This window comes from Devosia pacifica (assembly GCF_014652635.1).
Lineage (GTDB): Bacteria > Pseudomonadota > Alphaproteobacteria > Rhizobiales > Devosiaceae > Devosia > Devosia pacifica.
Genome location: NZ_BMZE01000002.1, coordinates 360,423 through 377,701 on the forward strand (window position 1 = coordinate 360,423; position 17,279 = coordinate 377,701).

Genomic DNA, 17,279 nt, shown 5'->3' on the forward strand with positions numbered 1-17,279 from the left:
CCTGGAATGTAGGTTCTATCTGCACTCATTTAGAACATTCATTCCATATTACTCAAGGCTTGCCAGGATCCGCGACAATGTGTCGACGATCTCATCGATATGCTGACGCTCGAGGATCAGCGGCGGGGATAATGCGATGATGTCTCCGGTGGTGCGGATCAGCAGGCCCGCCTCGTATGCCGCAAGGAACGCCGAGAAGGCGCGCTGCGTCGGCTGACCGGCTTTCGGTTCGAGTTCGATCGCGCCGACAAGCCCGAGATTACGAATGTCGATGACATGCGGCTTGTCGCGCAGGGAATGCAGCGCTTCGCCCCAATAGCCAGCCAACTCAGTTCCGCGGGTGAGAAGACCTTCTTCTTTATAGGTCTCGAGCGTTGCGAGCGCAGCCGCCGAAGCGATCGGATTGCCGGAATAGGTGTAGCCGTGAAAGAACTCGATCAGATGCTCCGGCCCGTTCATGAAGGCGTCGTGGATTTCGGACGAGACCATCACCGCGCCCATTGGAATGACGCCGTTGGTCAGCCCCTTGGCGGTGACCATGATATCCGGAGTCACACCGAAATAGTCTGCGGCAAAGGGCGTTCCCAGCCGTCCGAAACCGGTGATCACCTCATCAAAGATCAGCAGGATGCCGTGCTTGAGGGTGATGTCGCGCAGCTTTTGCAAATAGCCCTTGGGCGGGATCAAGACGCCGGTGGATCCGGCGACCGGCTCGACGATAACTGCTGCGATGGTTGACGGATCGTGCAGCGTGACGATGCGCTCGAGGGCATCGGCGAGATCGGCGCCATGTTCCGGCTCGCCCATGGTGAAAGCGTTCCGCCCCGGATCGTGGGTATGCGGCATATGATCAACGCCGGTCAGCAACGTCCCGAACATCTTGCGGTTGGCGACGATGCCCCCAACGGAAATGCCGCCGAAATTGACGCCATGATAGCCACGCTCGCGCCCGATCAGCCGGAAGCGGCTGCCATCGCCCTTGGCGCGATGATAGGCCAGCGCCACCTTGAGCGCCGTTTCCACCGATTCCGATCCGGAATTGGTGAAAAGCACATGATCGAGCCCCTTGGGCGTGAGATCGACCAGCCGGTTTGCCAACTCAAACGCCTTGGGGTGCCCCATCTGGAAGGCCGGCGCATAATCGAGTTCAGCGGCCTGATGCTGGATCGCCTCGGTAATCCTGGGCCGGCAGTGCCCGGCGTTGACACACCACAGACCGGCCGTTCCATCGAGCACCTGGCGACCGTCAGAGGTCGTGTAATGCATGTCGCGGGCACCGACGAACATGCGTGGCGCCTTCTTGAACTGGCGGTTGGCGGTGAACGGCATCCAGAACGCTTCGAGGTCGTTCGGCACGGCATTGGCGGCTAGTGACACAGCGTCTGGGCTCCTCGCGGTCTGGCAAACTTGACCAGCCTGATCAACTCTGGCTCTTGACGCATCAGCGTGATATCCAGATTTTTGACCAGTTGGAAAAATGTTAGCATCCTCATGCCGCCAATCAAGGTGAAAAATGGCAGGGGCCCGGGTGGCCGTGCGACTGGCTCGATAGCCGTCAAACCGGGAGAGGGGCGTGGCAGGGGGCGGCCGCTAACCCGCATCCAGAAAGAAAAGCAGCAGGTCATCCTCGAGGCGGCGCTCGAGGTGTTCTCGGTCTATGGGTTCCGGGGTTCGACGATCGATCAGATCGCCGAGGTTGCAGGTATGAGCAAGCCGAACCTGCTCTATTATTTCCCCAAGAAAGAAGACATTCATCGCCGCCTGATCCGTACCCTTCTCGACAACTGGCTGGCGCCATTGCGACAGATCGACGAGGACGGTGATCCGGTGCCGGAAATCCGCTCCTATATTCGCCGCAAAATCGAGATGAGCCGCGATTATCCGCGCGAAAGCCGGCTGTTTGCAAACGAGATGCTGCAGGGCGCGCCGCACATTATCGACATGATCGAACTCGACCTGAAAAACCTTGTCAACGAGAAGGCGCGGGTGCTGTCAGGCTGGATGGATGCCGGCAAGATCGTGCGCACCGACCCCTACCATCTGATCTTTTCGATTTGGGCGACGACGCAACACTATGCCGATTTCGACGTTCAGGTCCGCGCGGTCCTCGGACGCGACCGCGGTGGCGAGGGACGGTTCGAGGACGCCGCGGCCTATCTCGAGAAGCTGTTCATGCAGGGTCTGATTCCGCGGAAGTGAGTCAGCCTTCGGCGTCGAGCTCCGGATAGTGCCGGAATATCCCATCGACATTGAACGGCGTGCGCCGATCGCTGGCAAGGTAGGTGGCAATCTGCGGGCGTTGTCGCACCCGCTCATGCAGCGCCATCACGGTGGGGTAGCGCGGCGCCAAGGTCTTGGTCAGCCGCGGGAACGCGTAATTCAGACCGTCGACGAGATGAAACAGCGACAGATCCGCATAGCTTAGCGACTTGCCGACGAGAAAATCTCGCCCTGCTGGATTGTCCGTCAGGATCCTTTCGAACCAGCCGAGAAATTTCGGCACACGGGATGCTCTGAATTCCTCTGCACGCCTTAAGGCCTCGTCCTTCTGATCCTCGTAGTAGCGTCCAGGCCCGAGGGGATGGTGCACATCATGCGCTTCCGCCGTCATGTCAGCGATGGTGAGCTGGATCTGGTGGGTCCACAGGCGCAGCCGCTCATCCTCGGTTACAAGTCCAAGCAGGGGCCCAAGATAGAACAGGATCGCGGCAGTCTGGCCGACCACCACCTCGCCGTGGCGCAGGAAAGGCGGTGCAAATGACGGCGTTGTCGAGGCATCGAGCATCGAGATGACCTCTTTGTCGCCTGCCTCGCGTCCGATATCGACATAGTCCGCCTCGACTTCCTCGAGGGCCAGCCGGACGAATTCGCCTCTGCCCGGAATGCCGGTCCAGTAATACAGTTCGTAGGTCATGATGCGTCCTTATTCTGCTCGCCAGCAACGGATGGCGCGGCCCAAGGTTCACCTCTGCAATTAGGCCGCTGCGACGTGAAACCCGCTGCCACCTCCGGCCTTGACGCGATAAAGCGCGGCATCGGCAAGCCGCATCAAGGCGCCGCTACCAACCCCGGTACCGGCACGCGCCACGCCGATGCTGACGCCGAGTTGCGCCATGGATTGCCCGAGAGCAATCGGTCGACGGACAGCGGCGACAATTGCTTTAGCGAGGTCCGCAATCTCACACTGGTCGACTAGAAGCACCGCAAATTCATCACCGCCGAGGCGGGCAACCGTGGCCGTTTCACCAACACAACGCACAAGTCGCGACGCCACCACACGCAGCACCGCATCACCCGCAGCATGGCCGTGTCGATCGTTCACCTGTTTGAAGCCGTCGAGGTCGAGATACAATAAGGTAAAAGGCGTGGAGGCAGCGGACAACCGCTCCAGATCGTTTTCGAAACCCAGCCGGTTGGCGAGCCCAGTCAGGCTGTCGCGACCTGCCAGCGCCCTCGCCTCGCGCCGTTCAAGTTCCAGCCTGTGCGTGACCGTCAGCAGCGTAACCAGGGCTGCGATGGTGACAAACAGCATGATGAAAATCAGCGGGATCCGACTGGCCCCGTAGGCACGCAGCGCACTCGAGCCCGGCTGCGCCGGTCTCCAGATCACGGCGCGGGCGGAGGAGTCCAGAGGAACGGCGACCTCACCGGGTTGGATGTCGGAGAGCGTACCGAGCCGCATCTCGTCGAAGCCGTACCGGATGCCAAGGCGCATTGCCGACTCGGTGGTAAGAGAGCCTCCCGTTGCCGCCAGCGTTGAAAGCATGCCCTCGACCCGACGCTGCTCGGTCAGCCGGGCGTTGCGATCGATCGTCTCAACCACTTGCGAGACCGTCAGCAACAGTGTCGCAGCGAGAAGCAGCAAGCTCACGATCGCGGCGACCACCAGTTTGCACGGCGTCTTGAGGCCCACCGAGGCGGTACATGTCGATCGCTTTGAGGCTGTCGGTAACTGCATGACAGCCATCTGACCACAGCTTTGTATTCAAAGCGTTATCGTAGATCTACTCAGCAGGCTCGACGGATTTCGCTGACGGATTGTTGGGGTGCGTGGTCCAGTTGGCATAATCATCGCTGACGACCCTTCCGGTGCGTGGATCTTTCGTACCAGCGGCCATAGGCAGCATCGAGATACAGTCCTCGACCGGGCAAACATCGACACACAGATTACAGCCGACACACTCGTCATCCATGACCTCGAAATGCCGGACGCCATCCTTTTCACGCGTGATCGCCTGATGCGACGTGTCTTCGCAGGCGATGTGACAGCGGCCGCACTTGATGCACAAATCCTGGTCGATCCGCGCCTTAGTGACGTAGTTGAGATTGAGATACTGCCAGTCCGTCACATTGGGGACGGCCGCGCCGACGAACTCGTCAACGGAACGATAGCCCTTGGCATCCATCCAGTCGGAGAGGCCTGAAATCATCTCCTCGACGATCTTGAAGCCGTACGTCATTGCTGCGGTACAGACCTGAACATTGCCGCAGCCGAGCGCCATGAACTCGGCAGCGTCACGCCAGGTTGATATGCCGCCAATACCCGAAATCGCCATGCCGCGGGTCTCAGCGTCACGGGCGATTTCAGATACCATCGACATTGCGATCGGCCGAACGGCGGGTCCGCAATAGCCGCCATGGGTGCCCATGCCGTCGATCGTCGGGGTCGGCGCCATGATGTCGAGGTCGACACCGGTAATCGAATTGATGGTGTTGATCAGGCTGACCGCATCGGTGCCGCCGGCAAGTGCAGCGCGGGCGGGCCTGGTGATATCGGTGATGTTCGGCGTCAGCTTGGTAATGACCGGCATGCGCGAATATTGCTTGCACCAGCGCACGACCATTTCGACATATTCCGGAACCTGGCCGACGGCGGATCCCATGCCGCGCTCGCTCATGCCGTGCGGACAGCCGAAATTGAGTTCGATGCCATCAGCACCGGTTTCCTCGACGCGCGGCAGGATGGCTTTCCAGCTTTCTTCCTCGCAAGGCACCATGATCGAGACGACGACCGCCCGATCCGGCCAGTCGCGCTTAATCTGCTTGATCTCGCGCAGATTGGTTTCGAGATCGCGATCGGTGATCAGCTCGATATTGTTGAGTCCTAAGAGCCGCCGGTCGCCGCCCCAGATTGCGCCATAGCGCGGGCCGTTTACGTTGACGACGGGAGGGCCCTCCTCGCCGAGCGTTTTCCAGACGACGCCGCCCCAGCCGGCGCGGAATGCGCGCTCGACATTATAGGCCTTATCGGTTGGCGGCGCCGAGGCGAGCCAGAACGGATTTGGTGATTTGATACCGGCGAACGTGCTTGTCAGGTTGGCCATGGCGTCAGGCTCCTTGTGTCACAGCAGGCGCCGTAGCGGCGCTCAATGCCCGATGGATGCTTTTGGCCGCATCGCGCCCCTCTGCAACGGCCGTGACGGTCAAGTCATCGCCGCCTGTAGCGCAATCGCCGCCCGCCCAGACTTTCGGATTGGAGGTTCGTTGCTCCTCGTCGACCGCAATCTTGCCACCGGCAAGCGCGACGCCCTCGCCATCGCTCGACAGGGTCTGGCCAACGGCCTTGAACACCTGATCGCAGGCTAGAGAGAGGGTCTTGCCTGTTCCCCGAAGGCTTTGATCGACGAGTTCCGTGTATTCGAGCTCAATTCCGGAGACGCGCCCATCCTCGACGAGGATACGCAGGGGCGACAGCCAGTGGCGGATCAGCACACCCTTGGCGGCTGCCAGATCCTGCTCGAACTGAGAGGCATTCATCTGCTCTTTGCCCCGGCGGTAAACCATCGTGACCTCTTCGGCGCCAAGCAGTTTGGCCTGAACCGCCGCATCGATGGCGGTCATGCCGCCACCAATGACCACGACACGCCGGCCGATCGGCAGGCGCGAAAGATCTTCGGCCTGGCGCAGATCGGCAATGAAATCGACGGCATTGGCGACGCCATCGACAGACTCGTTCTCGGCGCGCAGGATATTGACGCCGCCAAGCCCGATTCCGAGGAACACTGCGTCAAACTGGTCCGTGAGTTCGGCCAGCGTCATGTCTTCGCCGAGCAGCCTGCCCGTCTCAATGGTGATGCCACCGATCGCAGTGACATAATCGACCTCGGCCTGGGCAAAGCTGTCCACAGCCTTATAGCTCGCGATTCCGTATTCGTTCAGGCCGCCCGGCTTTTTATGCGCATCGAACACGACGACGTCGTGGCCGTTGACTGCGAGACCGTGGGCGCAGGCAAGGCCGGCCGGGCCTGCGCCGACCACGGCGATGCGCTTGCCGGTGGGTGCCGCCCTTTCGAAGAACTGGACATTTTCGCGCATCGCTTCATCGGTCGCATAACGCTGCAGGGCGCCGATCTTGACCGGCTTTCCCTCAGCATGTTCGCGCACGCAGGCCTCTTCGCAAAGCTCTTCGGTCGGGCAAACGCGGGCGCACATCCCGCCCATGATGTTCTGGCTAAAGATCGTCTCAGCAGCACCGAGCGTATTGTCAGTGGCGATCTGCCGGATGAACATCGGGATGTCGATCTCGGTCGGACAGGCGTTCATGCAGGGGGCATCGTAACAGAAATAGCATCTGTCAGCCTCTACCTGCGCCTCGTGCCTCACCAGCGGCGGATGCAGATCCGAGAAATTGCGGGCGTATTCCTCGGCACTCAAACGGCCCGCCGCTATGCCTTCTGCCGGGACACCTATGGCCATGTCCATCCCCTGCTGCTGTCGTTCCCCGACCGAACGCTAGCGCAGCTTCGATTTTTTATCAATTGGTCAAATATCTGCGGCGACTGCTGACGCTTCATGCCGTATCCGCGTCATTTCCGGGCCATTCGACGGCCCTTATTGATGCAGGGAACCTCGCGGGTTGCAAAAAATCACACCGACGCGCGCATTTGTGACGATCAGGTCACACTGCGCAAAGCTGTTCCACCTTTACAGTAATATCGAACCCGAGAAATTGAACTTCTTAACAAATGGGTAGAATGAAATCCTACCTTATCGTTTCAAAGTGAGACAACCTGGCACCAGGTAACGCTCTATTCGCGTTGTTTGTTTGCAACAGTTCCATAATCGGGCGGAAATCTGGCACGGCGGTCCACATTCTGACCATCTGCCACCTTTAGGCGCCTCGCTCATCGTTAACTGCGAGAGTGAGTGTTCTCGATTGTCCAATCGTCTTTGTGTTGCTGCCCTTGTCGCCGTGTCGCTGCTGGCCGGCGGAACCGTTTCCTCCTACGCCCAGTGTGGCGGTGCCTCCTGGTATGGTCCGGGCTTTAACGGCCGTACATCCGCCTCCGGCGAGATCTTTAATGAAAATGCGATGACCGCTGCCCACAAGTCGCTGCCGTTCGGCACCAAGCTGCGCGTCATCGACCAAAGCACGGGCAAGCATGTTGTCGTGCGCATCAACGATCGCGGGCCCTATCATGGCAATCGCATCATCGACCTTTCAAAGGCCGCTGCAACCCAGCTCGGCTTCCGCAACCGCGGTGTTACATCCGTCTGCATCGAGCAGATGTAATCTTTTTGCGCCAGAGTGCGCATAGAACGATCAGTCTCACGTGCTTTCACGTGAACAGGGCCGCACCGGCATAGCCGGGCGGCCCTTTGTCTTGCAGCGTACCGCCAGGGCTTCTGGCCGGCTTTCCTTGTCAGGCATTTTGCTCTAGCGTCCCGCTGTCATTTGCCCACCGAGTCATTCCCGCCCATGCGCTACGGCCTCGAGCTGCCGCCCCACATTCGGGTCTTTGCGGCTTTTTTCATCTATTCGTTCTGTCTGGGCAGCCTTTATCCAAGGCTTCCGGCAATCCAGACGGCGATGGGCGTCGGCGAGGGTGGGCTTGGCCTTGCCCTCGTGGGTTCGGCAATCGGCACACTGATCTCGTTGACCTTCGCGACGCCGATTCTCGACAAGGTCGGATACCGCCGCTCGCTGCTGGTTCTGGTGCCTGTACTCAGCCTGCTGTTCGCGGTTGCAGTGCTTGCGTCGGGCCCGCTGCAATTTTTTCTGCTGCTGCTGCCCGTTGGCATGTGCATCGGCGCGATCGAGTTGATCATCAACCTAGAGGCGGACCGTACCGAGGCGCTGCTTGGACGGCGCATCATGAACCGAGCCCATGCATTCTGGAGCTTCGGGTTCTTTTCCGCCGGGCTTGCCGGCGCCGTTATTGCGCAGCTTGGAATCTCGCCGGCTGCGCACCTGTTCGGCATGGTGCCGGTGGTGCTGCTGGCGACGATCCTGTTTCTTGGCAAATACAATCCCGCAAAACACCGGGTCGCGCCCGGCCCGGAGAAACAGCCCCTGTTTGCACGCCCGAGCCTCGCAATCATGGTGCTGGTGGCCGTCACGCTCTCGGCGATGGTGCTTGAAGGAGCCGGGGCCGACTGGTCGGCCATCTACATGCGCAACGTGTTCTCGGTGGAACCCTTCATCGCCGGGCTCGCCGTTGCGACCGGCGCCGGCGCGCAGGCCCTGGCTCGGTTCTTCGCCGACGGGTTTGTCGAACGCTTTAGCCCCGTTCTTGTGGCGCGCACGCTGCTAAGCGTTCTCGGCATCGGCACACTGATCGTCTTCTTCTCGCCTTTCCCAATGCTGTCACTCCTCGGTTTCGCGCTGATGGGCGTCGGTACCAGCGCGATCTTCCCGCTGGCGATGTCGGCTGCGGCTCAGCGCACTGACCGACCGGCGGCGATTAACGTTGCGGCGCTTGCGCAGATTTCCTTCGTGGCTTTCCTTTTGGGCCCGCCCTTGCTCGGGCTCGTCGCGGAGCATTTCGGCATCCGCTGGTCGTTTGGTGTTGGCATTCCGCTGGTGATTCTCAGCCTTGTCACCGCGCAAGCTCTTGGCCAGAAGCCCATGGCTGAAGCGGCACCAGCCGAGCAGAAGGCGCCCGGTGTCTGATCTACCGCCCATTGTCGACCTTCGGCAGTCTGCCACGGCGCTTCGCATCCAGCGTGGCGCCATGCGGCTCTTGCGCGAGACCTACGACATGGCGTGCTATTCCGAAGTGCCTCTGGCCAATGGCCGGCGCGCCGATCTTGTTGGAATAGGTCCGAAGGGCAGTATCTGGATCGTCGAGATCAAATCGAGCCTGACCGACTTTCAGGTCGATCGTAAATGGCCCGAATACAAGGACTTTTGCGACCGCTTCTTTTTCGCAAAGCCGCCGGAGCTGGACCCCAACATTTTTCCGGATTCCGAAGGGCTGATTGTCGCCGACGGCCATGATGGCGCTGTGCTGCGCGACGCCGCTGAGCAGCCGCTGCAAGCTTCGCGACGCAAGGCCCTGATGCTGAAACTGGCGCGTCTCGGTGCGGATCGCCTCCACACGCTGATGGACCCGGGACCCAAATGATGCGCTTTGAAAAACCGCGCATTGCGGCCCAATGGCGCATCGCCGCCCTGTTCTTCATTCACGCGCTGGCATCCGGTGCGATTCACACGCGTATTCCGGATCTGCAGCTGCAGCTTGGGCTGAACGAGAGCGAACTCGGGTTTACGCTGATGGGGCTGCCTGTCGGCGCCCTCTCGATGTTCCTGTTTTCAAGCAAGATCATCGAGCGGCTGGGACCGCGCCGCACAATTCTGTTTCTGATGCCGGTGATGGTAACGACCCCGGCCTTGATTCCGCTGGTGCCGAATCCCTTTGCGATGTTTGCCTTAATGGCACTCAACGGTGTTGCGTTTTCCGTGACCAACATTGCGATGAACGTCGAGGCGGATCGAATCGAAGCCAGCTCCCCCGATCGCATCATGAACACCTGCCACGGCGTCTGGAGCGTCGGCTTCCTCCTCACCGCACTGATCGGTGCCGTGGCGCGTGGCCTCCATATCAGTCCATTGGTTCATCTCGCTTCGCTGATCCCGGTCGTGATGTTGGCCATGGCGGTGGTCGTCTGGCCGATGAAGGCTGCGGCAGAGCGGCCCCACGCCGGGAGTGGCAGGCGCCGCCTCGCGTGGCCCACGGCGGCCACCTTAGGACTCGTGGGCTTCGGCCTTTGTGCGGGGGTGCTTGAGGGGGGTGCGCGGGCCTGGTCGATCATTTACATGCGCGAGACCTTCGAAGTCTCGGCGTTCGTGCAATCGCTCACCCTGCCGGCGCTTCTGGCCTCGATGGCAATCGGCAGACTGACAGCGGATCGTTTCATCGACAGGTTTGGACCGGTGCGCGTTGCGCGGGTCTTGTGCCTCGTGTCGCTCCTGGGCCTGAGCTTTGTCGCGCTCGCGCCTGTCGTAGGGGCGGCGCTAACGGGCTTTGCGCTGATCGGGTTTGGAATCTGCGTAACGATCCCGCTGATGTTGTCGGCTGCAGCGCGGCTGGGCGACCGTCCTTCCTCGGAGAACGTAGCAGCAACCACACTGCTCATTCAGAGCACCAACCTTTTGTCACCAGCCGTTCTCGGCTGGATTGCTGAAGGATTCGGGTTGCGCACGACGTTTGGCGTCATGGTGCCAATTGTCGTGCTGTCATTCATCATGGCGAACAGGCTGGCGCCCCGTAGTCAAGACGGGGCCGCGCGGGCGGCTGCGTCGTCCTAGCGCGGCGCGCGCTTGGCGAGGATGCGCTGCAGGGTACGCCTGTGCATGTTGAGCCGGCGCGCTGTCTCGGAAACATTGCGATCACACAGCTCATAGACGCGCTGGATATGCTCCCAGCGCACCCGATCCGCCGACATCGGGTTCTCCGGCGGTGTCGGGCGTTCTTCGTCGCTCGCAAGCAGCGCGTTAATGACATCGTCCGCATCGGCAGGCTTTGACAGGTAGTCAGTCGCCCCGAGCTTGACCGCCGTTACGGCCGTCGCGATGTTTCCGTATCCGGTAAGGACCACCGCACGCGCGTCCGGACGCTTGGCATGCAGGCGCGAGACCACATCAAGCCCGTTGCCATCCTCAAGCCTCAGATCGACCACGGCATAGGCAGGCGGGTCGGCCTCGACAGCAGCAATGCCTTCAGCCACCGATCCGGCGGTGCGAACGGCAAAGCCGCGACGCGCCATCGCCCGCTCGAGACGGCCAAGGAAGGCGGCGTCGTCGTCGACGAGCAGCAGGTTGGGGTCGATGTTCACAAGGTCTTCGGCGGTTGTCATGGCTTTCACATAGGTACTGGCGGGCCGGAAATCAAAGCGTGCCGGAACGATCTATCACATCCGCGTCGCGTGGCCAGCGTATTGCCACGCGGGCATGCCCATCTGGTTCGGCATTGCGGAACGAGAGTGCAGCGCCACTACGCTCGAGAAGTGTCTTGGCGATGAAGATCCCGAGGCCCAGCCCGCCGCCACCTTCAAGGGCGCCGTCCTGAGCTGCGCGATGCCTTGTTGTCAGATACGGCTCACCGAGCCGCTGGATCAGTTCGAGGGCAAACCCTGGCCCATCATCGGTAATCGTCACCCAAACCCGTTCGGCATCCCATCCGAGTTCGACCCGCACGGTGGAGCGGGCGAAATCGGTGGCATTCTCGATCAGATTGCCGAGGCCATACAGCAGCCCCACATTGCGCCGGAACACCGGCGTGGGACCTGCGGCGGGCTCTGTATAGAACAGGATAGCCTTTCCGCGCCCCTCATGCTGACGCGCGACCTCGTCCAGAATATCGGTCAATGGCGCAGAGGCGAACGGGTCGGCGTCATCCGCCCCGAGATTGCGAAGCTTGGCGAGGATTGCGCGGCAACGCGCAGCCTGGTCGATGATCAGTTCAACGTCCTCGGCCACGGCATCGCCATCGCGCACCTCGGCGCGCATTTCCTTTGCAGCCAAAGCGATGGTGGACAAAGGCGTGCCGAGTTCGTGCGCGGCTGCGGCCGCCAGACCATCCAACGCCCGAAGCTGCTCGCGTCGCGACAGCGCGAGTTCAGTAGCGGCAAGCGCATCGGCCATCTGCCGCGAGTCGTTGGACACACGCATGGTATAGGCCGAGACGAACACCACGCCGCATATCAGCGACACCCAGATGCCGATGACATAGACGCGGGCAAAACTGATGCTTTCGGCGGGATCCCAGGGAAGCGGGAGATGCCAAACCGCCAAGATCGAGGCCAGGAGGATTACCAGTGCTGCCAGCACGAAAGTCGCGCGTTTTGGCAGGGAGGTCGCGGATACCGCTACAGGCGCGAGCAGCAGCAATGCAAACGGGTTGTGCAGCCCTCCGGTCAAGGCCAGCAGGCCCCATAGCTGCAAGCAGTCATAGCCTATCTGCGCTGCGGCAAATTCTGGCGATGGCCGGTAGCCGGCGCCGTACCGGATCACAAGAATCAGGTTCAGGACGACGGAGAGAGTTATGAGGGCAAGGCATTCGGCCAAAGGCAGGGGATAGCCCAGGCCGAAAGCGACGAACAGCACGCCGATGGCCTGGCCGGCCACCGCCAGCCAACGAATGCGGACAAGGGTTTCAAGGCGCAGCGCCGGACTTGCCGAGGGGCGGGAGAAAATCGCGAACTGGGCCTGCATTAGCCTTGCTTGACCGGCCTATGGGGGTGGCGTGATCGCTTTTCAAGATACGTTTTCGACAGGAACACGCTTGATCCTACCCCGTGAGTGCCCACATCAACATCGTTCCTGACTGGGAGTTGACACAATGAGCACAGCAATCATCAAACCGCAATGGTCCCCCGTGACCATAGCATTGATGGTAGTCGGGTTCATCGTTTTCTGGCCGCTGGGCCTGGCGATGCTCGGCTACATCCTCTGGGGTGAAAAATTCGGCGGCTCCGCCGACAAGGCCCAGAGTTATTTCGAGAAGGGCAAGGCCTGGTGCACATCCGGGCGTGGCAGCTATACGCCGCGCTCATCGAGCGGCAACGCCGCATTCGATGAATACCGCGAAGAGCAGCTGCGCCGGCTCGAGGAAGAACGTCGTCGTCTCGACCAGGAGATCGAGGACTTCCACGAGCACATGGAGAACCTTCGCAAGGCCCGTGACCGCGAAGAGTTCGATCGCTTCATGCGCGATCGGCACGGAAGCCGGCAGGGCTACGGGGCGCCCGAGCCCCAAGAAGGCGGCTGGAGCAACCAGCCCGGCTAAAACAGCCTCGCATAATATGAGAGGGCGCTCCATTGGGGCGCCTTTTTTGTTCCCCCACCGCCGGAAAAACGACCTGAGCTAACAGCCTCGCGAGTTTTGGAACGCACGAAGGACGCGTTCGTTGGTCACCCAACTGCAAGATTAAAAAGGAGGCAGACAAAATGAAACGCTTTACAATGATCGCAGCCGTAGTTGCCCTCGGCGCAGCCCCTGTTGCAGCCCAGGACACCATGGCCACCAACGACGAGATGCAGGTCGGTGCCACCGACTGGTCGCAGCTCATCCGTACGCGTGATATCACCGGCGGTCCTGTCTATACCACCAATGAGGCCTATGACGAAGGTTCGTGGGGCATGGACGGAGATACCAGCTGGGGCTGGTCCGGCTATGACGGCGTTGGTCCTGACTGGAACGAAATTGGCGAGATCGAAGACCTCGTTCTTGATCAGTCAGGTCAGCTGACCGGCATCGTCGCAGAAGTCGGCGGGTTCCTCGATATTGGTGACAAGCACGTCTACCTCGAAGTTGGCGACGTTGACCTCGTACCGGTGGACGGTGGTGAGAACTACGTATTCATCACCCGCTTCTCCGAGGAGCAGCTCGAAGAGCGTGAGAGCGTTGATGAGGGCTGGTGGCAGTAAGCACTTTACTGTTGTAGCTTTGAGGTGCGTCCATCGGGCGCACCTTTTTTATGGGCGCTCTTCGACGCTGATGTTTCGCGTGGCACTGCCGGATCGAATCGCGCAATCTGGCGCTGATGAGGCTCACCTTTCCCACATTTGCACCACGAACCACCAATGTCGAGATCGATGGTCGATCTGTATTGGTGAATGTTCGCAAGAGTGCGCGGGCACGAAGTTATCGGCTGACGCTGACGCCCAAGGGCGAAGTGATGCTGACACTGCCGCATTCCGGGCGTTGGGGCGAGGCGCAGGCTTTCCTGCATCGCCACCAGGAGTGGCTTGCCGTGCGCGTCAGGCGACACGAGGAGCGCGCGCGGCTTGAACCAGACGACACAGTGTTGGTTCGCGGCGAGCCGCACCGTATTCGCGCCACCGGACGCTTGCGCGGCCGCGTCGAGATTTCTCATGATGGTACGGAGCCGCTGCTTCTTGTTCCAGGCGACGCACCGCATCTGCAACGGCGTGTCATCGACTGGATGAAGGCTGAAGCACGGCGCGATTTCGAGCAGCGAAGCGCACACCACGCCAGGACACTCGGCGTCAGCGTTCGCTCGATCTCGATCCGGAGCCAGAGCACACGCTGGGGGTCGTGCTCGTCAAATGGCAATCTCAGCTATAACTGGCGGCTGATTGCTGCGCCGCCATTCGTTCTCGATTATGTCGCGGCGCACGAGGTAGCGCATCTCGTTGAAATGAACCATTCCCCCGCTTTCTGGAAGACCGTGACTCGGACACTACCGGATATGGAGCGCGGCCGCGCCTGGCTGAAAGCAAATGGCCGAGAGCTGATGACCCTGGGCGCCTGACGCCCAAGGTCTTCATAGTCAGTTTCCGAAAATCATATCCATCAGCGTGCGCTGAGCGCGCGGGCTTTGCTGAGGCGTTGGCTCGGCAGCATTGGGATTCCATTGCGGCTCGGTTGCCACCTGCTGCGGTGGAATTTGCTGGCCAGTCATCGGGTCGAGTGGCTGCTGCGCCGGCTGCTGCTGGACCGGATATCCCGTGTTCGGATCGATCTGCTGCTGGGCTTCGCCGGTCACGGGCTGCCCGGTATTCGGATCGATCTGCGCCGTCTGCGGAACAAGCTGGCCGGTGCCTGCATCAATCTGCGGCTGTATGACCTGACCGGTTGTCGGATCAATGAACTGGACCATCGGCTGGCCGGTCTGCGGATCGATCATCGGCTGCCCGGTATTCGGATCGAGGATCTGTTCCGCCACGAGGGTGGAACTCCCATCGCCGTAACCCGGCAACTGCGCCACCTCGAGCCCCTGATGCGCCCTGGTCATGTATTCCGACCAGATCGCGACTGGCACGTTGCCTCCCGACAAGGTCGTGCCCGACGCATCGTCATTGCCCAGCCAGACGCCGGTGACCATGTCGGCGGTATAGCCCACAAAGACTGCATCCTTGGCATTCTGGCTGGTGCCAGTCTTGCCGGCAAACGGCCAGCCATTGAGATTGGCCCCGCGCCCTGTCCCAACCTCGACGGCAGTCTTGAGCATGTCGTTCATCTCGGCAACGATCTCGGGCGCCAGCACCCGGCCCGGGCCCGCGTCCGAGGCCTGATAGAGCACTTCGCCGTCGACCGTTTCAATGCTCGAGATGACGTTCGGGATGACGCCGACGCCACCATTGGCAAACGGCACATAGGCTGAAGTCAGTTCGAGAAGCGAAACTTCCTGCGTTCCGAGGGCGATCGAGGGCACCGCTTCCATCGGCGTCGAGATGCCCATGCGCGTTGCGACGTCGATAACCGATTGTGGCGTGACGTCGATCGCGAGCCGGGCAGCTATGGTATTGAGGGAATAGGCCAGGCCCTGTCGCAGGGTTACCGTGCCGACATACCTGCCGGTGGCGTTGCCGGGACTCCAGCCATTATACGTGAACTGGGCATCCTCAGCGAGTGTATCTGGGGTGTAGCCCTTTTCCATCGCGGCGGTGTAGACGAAGGGCTTGAACGCCGAGCCTGGCTGGCGGCGCGCCGTGACGGCACGATTGTACTGGCTCTTGTTATAGTCAACGCCGCCGATCAGGGCCCGAACGGTACCGGTCGTATCCATCGAGACCAGCGCCGCCTGCGAGAATCCGCGGTTGCCACCCTCTTCAGCGACCTTCTCGCGCACGACGAACTCGGCGTGCTTTTGCAAATCCCAGTCGAGCGTGGTGTGAACCACCACGTCTTCATCGACCTCGCCGAGATAGTCGTTCATCAAGGTTTCGACCCAGTCGGCCACGTAATATTCAGACCCCGCGACGCGCGATGGGGCGGAGCGATCCGGATTGGCCTCGGCGGCGTCCGCCTCCTCACGGGTAACATAGCCCTCTTCGACCATTGCGTTGAGGACCAGCGCCTGTCGGCGCGCCGCGATATCGGGGGCCGATTTGGGGTTATAGGCGGATGGTGCCGGCAAAATGCCGGCGAGCGTTGCGGCTTGGCCGAGTGACAAATCTCGCGCCGAAATACCATAGTAGGTCTGCGCGGCAGCTTCGATGCCGGTAGCACCCTGCCCGTAATAAACCCGGTTGAAGTAGAGCTCGAGGATCTGCTCTTTGGTGTAGTTCTGCTCGAGCCACACTGCCAGCACCGCTTCCTGCACCTTACGGCCGAGGGTCTGGTCGGGCGACAGGAAGAGGTTTTTTGCCACCTGCTGGGTGATCGTCGAGGCACCGCGCGTGATTTCGCCGGCACGCAGCGTTTCCACAAGAACCGCCGCGAGGCCAACCGGGTCGACACCCATATGGCTCATGAAGCGCCGGTCTTCGCTGGCGATGATGGCTGCGGGCACGTAGTAGGGCAATTCGTGGTAACTGATCGCTTCGCCACCGGTCTGGCCACGGTTCGAAATCAGCCGCCCATCTGCAGCAAGGACGCGGATATTGGGCGGCCGCTCCGGCACAGCCCAACTGTTGGAATCCGGCAATTGCATACCGAAATAGACCACCAGCCCCATAGCAGCGAGACCGGCCACCAGGCCGCCCATGAACAGGAAATAGACGATGCCGACGAAGAAACCGCCGGCACCACGGCGCTTCCGCTTCGGTGGTTTGCCGTTCCCGCCGCCGCCACCGCGGGTCGATCTCTCGCTGCCCTTGCGTGACTTTTCGGCCTTCTTGGACTTTCGTGGATTTGGCTGAGCGTCGCCTGTCGGCAGAACGGGAGCAACGCCACCCGAGCGCTCATCGTCAACAAACGCGCCAACGCCGGTGCCAAGACTTGGCTCAACACGCTCTCCCTTGCGCCGGCGTCCCGATTTGGATGCGCCGCGCTTGCCTTGTTGACCGCCTACGCGATCCTCGGGAGAAATACGAAAATCCATGCTGTCGAGCCCTGATGACGCTGCTGACGGGTCCTGCCCGCCAGATCCATATCATTGCGCAATTATGCGAAAGGCGTGTCGCCGAAATGTTTGCCAGCAACCAGTGTTTTGACGATAGCCAAGCGTCTTGTCCGGTGCAATTGTGGCCTGTTTATGTGGAACTCTACGACACAAGCCTTTGTGTTGCGAGAATAATACACCAGTTCACAAACTTGCGAGTCCTGTCCTGACCAGAATTCGCTGCGGTTCTTGAGAAGCCGAGGCAT

Annotated in this window: 16 protein-coding genes; 8 read left to right on the forward strand and 8 right to left on the reverse strand. The window is 60.9% G+C overall.

The genetic code is table 11. The annotated features are described in order from the left end of the window. Positions 1-48: 48 nt before the first annotated feature. On the reverse strand, positions 49-1,377 hold the full coding sequence (gene aptA, locus IE127_RS08840; RefSeq protein WP_244640067.1) for an omega-aminotransferase AptA: 1,329 nt from the start codon (positions 1,375-1,377) through the stop codon (positions 49-51). 114 nt (positions 1,378-1,491) lie between these two features. Here aptA and IE127_RS08845 point away from each other — a divergent pair, with 114 nt between their 5' ends. Continuing rightward, entirely contained in the window at positions 1,492-2,199 is a 708-nt protein-coding gene (locus tag IE127_RS08845) for a TetR family transcriptional regulator C-terminal domain-containing protein (protein WP_189425321.1), read from the forward strand. Between the two features lies 1 nt (position 2,200). On the opposite strand, the gene IE127_RS08850 is transcribed toward IE127_RS08845, so the two are convergent. Genes IE127_RS08850 through IE127_RS08865 form a run of 4 tightly spaced genes read right to left on the reverse strand, consistent with a single transcriptional unit; the run spans position 2,201 to position 6,696 of the window. After that, positions 2,201-2,914 carry a glutathione S-transferase gene (locus tag IE127_RS08850; protein WP_189425322.1) on the reverse strand — a complete coding sequence of 238 codons (714 nt, stop codon included), beginning with the start codon at positions 2,912-2,914 and terminating at the stop codon, positions 2,201-2,203. A gap of 60 nt (positions 2,915-2,974) precedes the next feature. Beyond that, positions 2,975-3,958, reverse strand: coding sequence for a GGDEF domain-containing protein (locus tag IE127_RS08855; protein WP_189425323.1), 984 nt, complete (start codon positions 3,956-3,958; stop codon positions 2,975-2,977). Between the two features lie 46 nt (positions 3,959-4,004). Further along, positions 4,005-5,324: an NAD-dependent dihydropyrimidine dehydrogenase subunit PreA gene (gene preA, locus IE127_RS08860; RefSeq protein WP_189425324.1), complete on the reverse strand. Its 1,320-nt coding sequence runs from the start codon at positions 5,322-5,324 to the stop codon at positions 4,005-4,007. Positions 5,325-5,328: 4 nt separating this feature from the next. Next, the gene (locus IE127_RS08865) at positions 5,329-6,696 is read right to left on the reverse strand and encodes an NAD(P)-dependent oxidoreductase (protein ID WP_189425325.1); all 1,368 of its coding nucleotides are present in this window, start codon (positions 6,694-6,696) and stop codon (positions 5,329-5,331) included. A 460-nt stretch (positions 6,697-7,156) separates the two neighbouring features. Between IE127_RS08865 and IE127_RS08870 the strand changes: the two genes are divergently transcribed. From IE127_RS08870 to IE127_RS08885, 4 genes are all read left to right on the forward strand, one after another. Beyond that, positions 7,157-7,513: a septal ring lytic transglycosylase RlpA family protein gene (locus IE127_RS08870; RefSeq protein ID WP_210310465.1), complete on the forward strand. Its 357-nt coding sequence runs from the start codon at positions 7,157-7,159 to the stop codon at positions 7,511-7,513. Between the two features lie 186 nt (positions 7,514-7,699). After that, entirely contained in the window at positions 7,700-8,893 is a 1,194-nt protein-coding gene (locus IE127_RS08875; protein WP_189425326.1) for an MFS transporter, read from the forward strand. Next, the gene (locus IE127_RS08880) at positions 8,886-9,347 is read left to right on the forward strand and encodes an MmcB family DNA repair protein (protein ID WP_244640069.1); all 462 of its coding nucleotides are present in this window, start codon (positions 8,886-8,888) and stop codon (positions 9,345-9,347) included. Before IE127_RS08875 ends, IE127_RS08880 begins: the two co-directional genes overlap by 8 nt. After that, positions 9,347-10,531 (forward strand): MFS transporter, encoded by a 1,185-nt coding sequence (locus IE127_RS08885; protein ID WP_189425327.1) that lies wholly within the window; start codon positions 9,347-9,349, stop codon positions 10,529-10,531. The genes IE127_RS08880 and IE127_RS08885 overlap by 1 nt, the downstream gene beginning before the upstream one ends. Here the strand turns inward: IE127_RS08885 and IE127_RS08890 are convergent. Together IE127_RS08890 and IE127_RS08895 are read right to left on the reverse strand one after the other, a co-directional pair. Continuing rightward, positions 10,528-11,079 carry an ActR/PrrA/RegA family redox response regulator transcription factor gene (locus IE127_RS08890; protein WP_189425328.1) on the reverse strand — a complete coding sequence of 184 codons (552 nt, stop codon included), beginning with the start codon at positions 11,077-11,079 and terminating at the stop codon, positions 10,528-10,530. The two genes, IE127_RS08885 and IE127_RS08890, sit on opposite strands and share 4 nt — an antisense overlap. Positions 11,080-11,110: 31 nt before the next feature. Continuing rightward, positions 11,111-12,436 carry an ActS/PrrB/RegB family redox-sensitive histidine kinase gene (locus IE127_RS08895; protein ID WP_189425329.1) on the reverse strand — a complete coding sequence of 442 codons (1,326 nt, stop codon included), beginning with the start codon at positions 12,434-12,436 and terminating at the stop codon, positions 11,111-11,113. Between the two features lie 127 nt (positions 12,437-12,563). Here IE127_RS08895 and IE127_RS08900 point away from each other — a divergent pair, with 127 nt between their 5' ends. The 3 genes from IE127_RS08900 (at position 12,564) to IE127_RS08910 (ending at position 14,499) form a co-directional block, all read left to right on the forward strand. Continuing rightward, a complete protein-coding gene (locus tag IE127_RS08900) occupies positions 12,564-13,010 on the forward strand; it encodes a DUF2852 domain-containing protein (RefSeq protein WP_189425330.1) in 447 nt (148 codons plus the stop codon). 161 nt (positions 13,011-13,171) lie between these two features. Next, a complete protein-coding gene (locus IE127_RS08905; RefSeq protein WP_189425331.1) occupies positions 13,172-13,651 on the forward strand; it encodes a PRC-barrel domain-containing protein in 480 nt (159 codons plus the stop codon). Positions 13,652-13,767: 116 nt separating this feature from the next. Beyond that, positions 13,768-14,499 (forward strand): M48 family metallopeptidase, encoded by a 732-nt coding sequence (locus IE127_RS08910; protein WP_189425332.1) that lies wholly within the window; start codon positions 13,768-13,770, stop codon positions 14,497-14,499. 18 nt (positions 14,500-14,517) lie between these two features. On the opposite strand, the gene IE127_RS08915 is transcribed toward IE127_RS08910, so the two are convergent. Next, entirely contained in the window at positions 14,518-17,013 is a 2,496-nt protein-coding gene (locus IE127_RS08915; RefSeq protein ID WP_189425333.1) for a transglycosylase domain-containing protein, read from the reverse strand. Between the last annotated feature and the right edge of the window lie 266 nt (positions 17,014-17,279).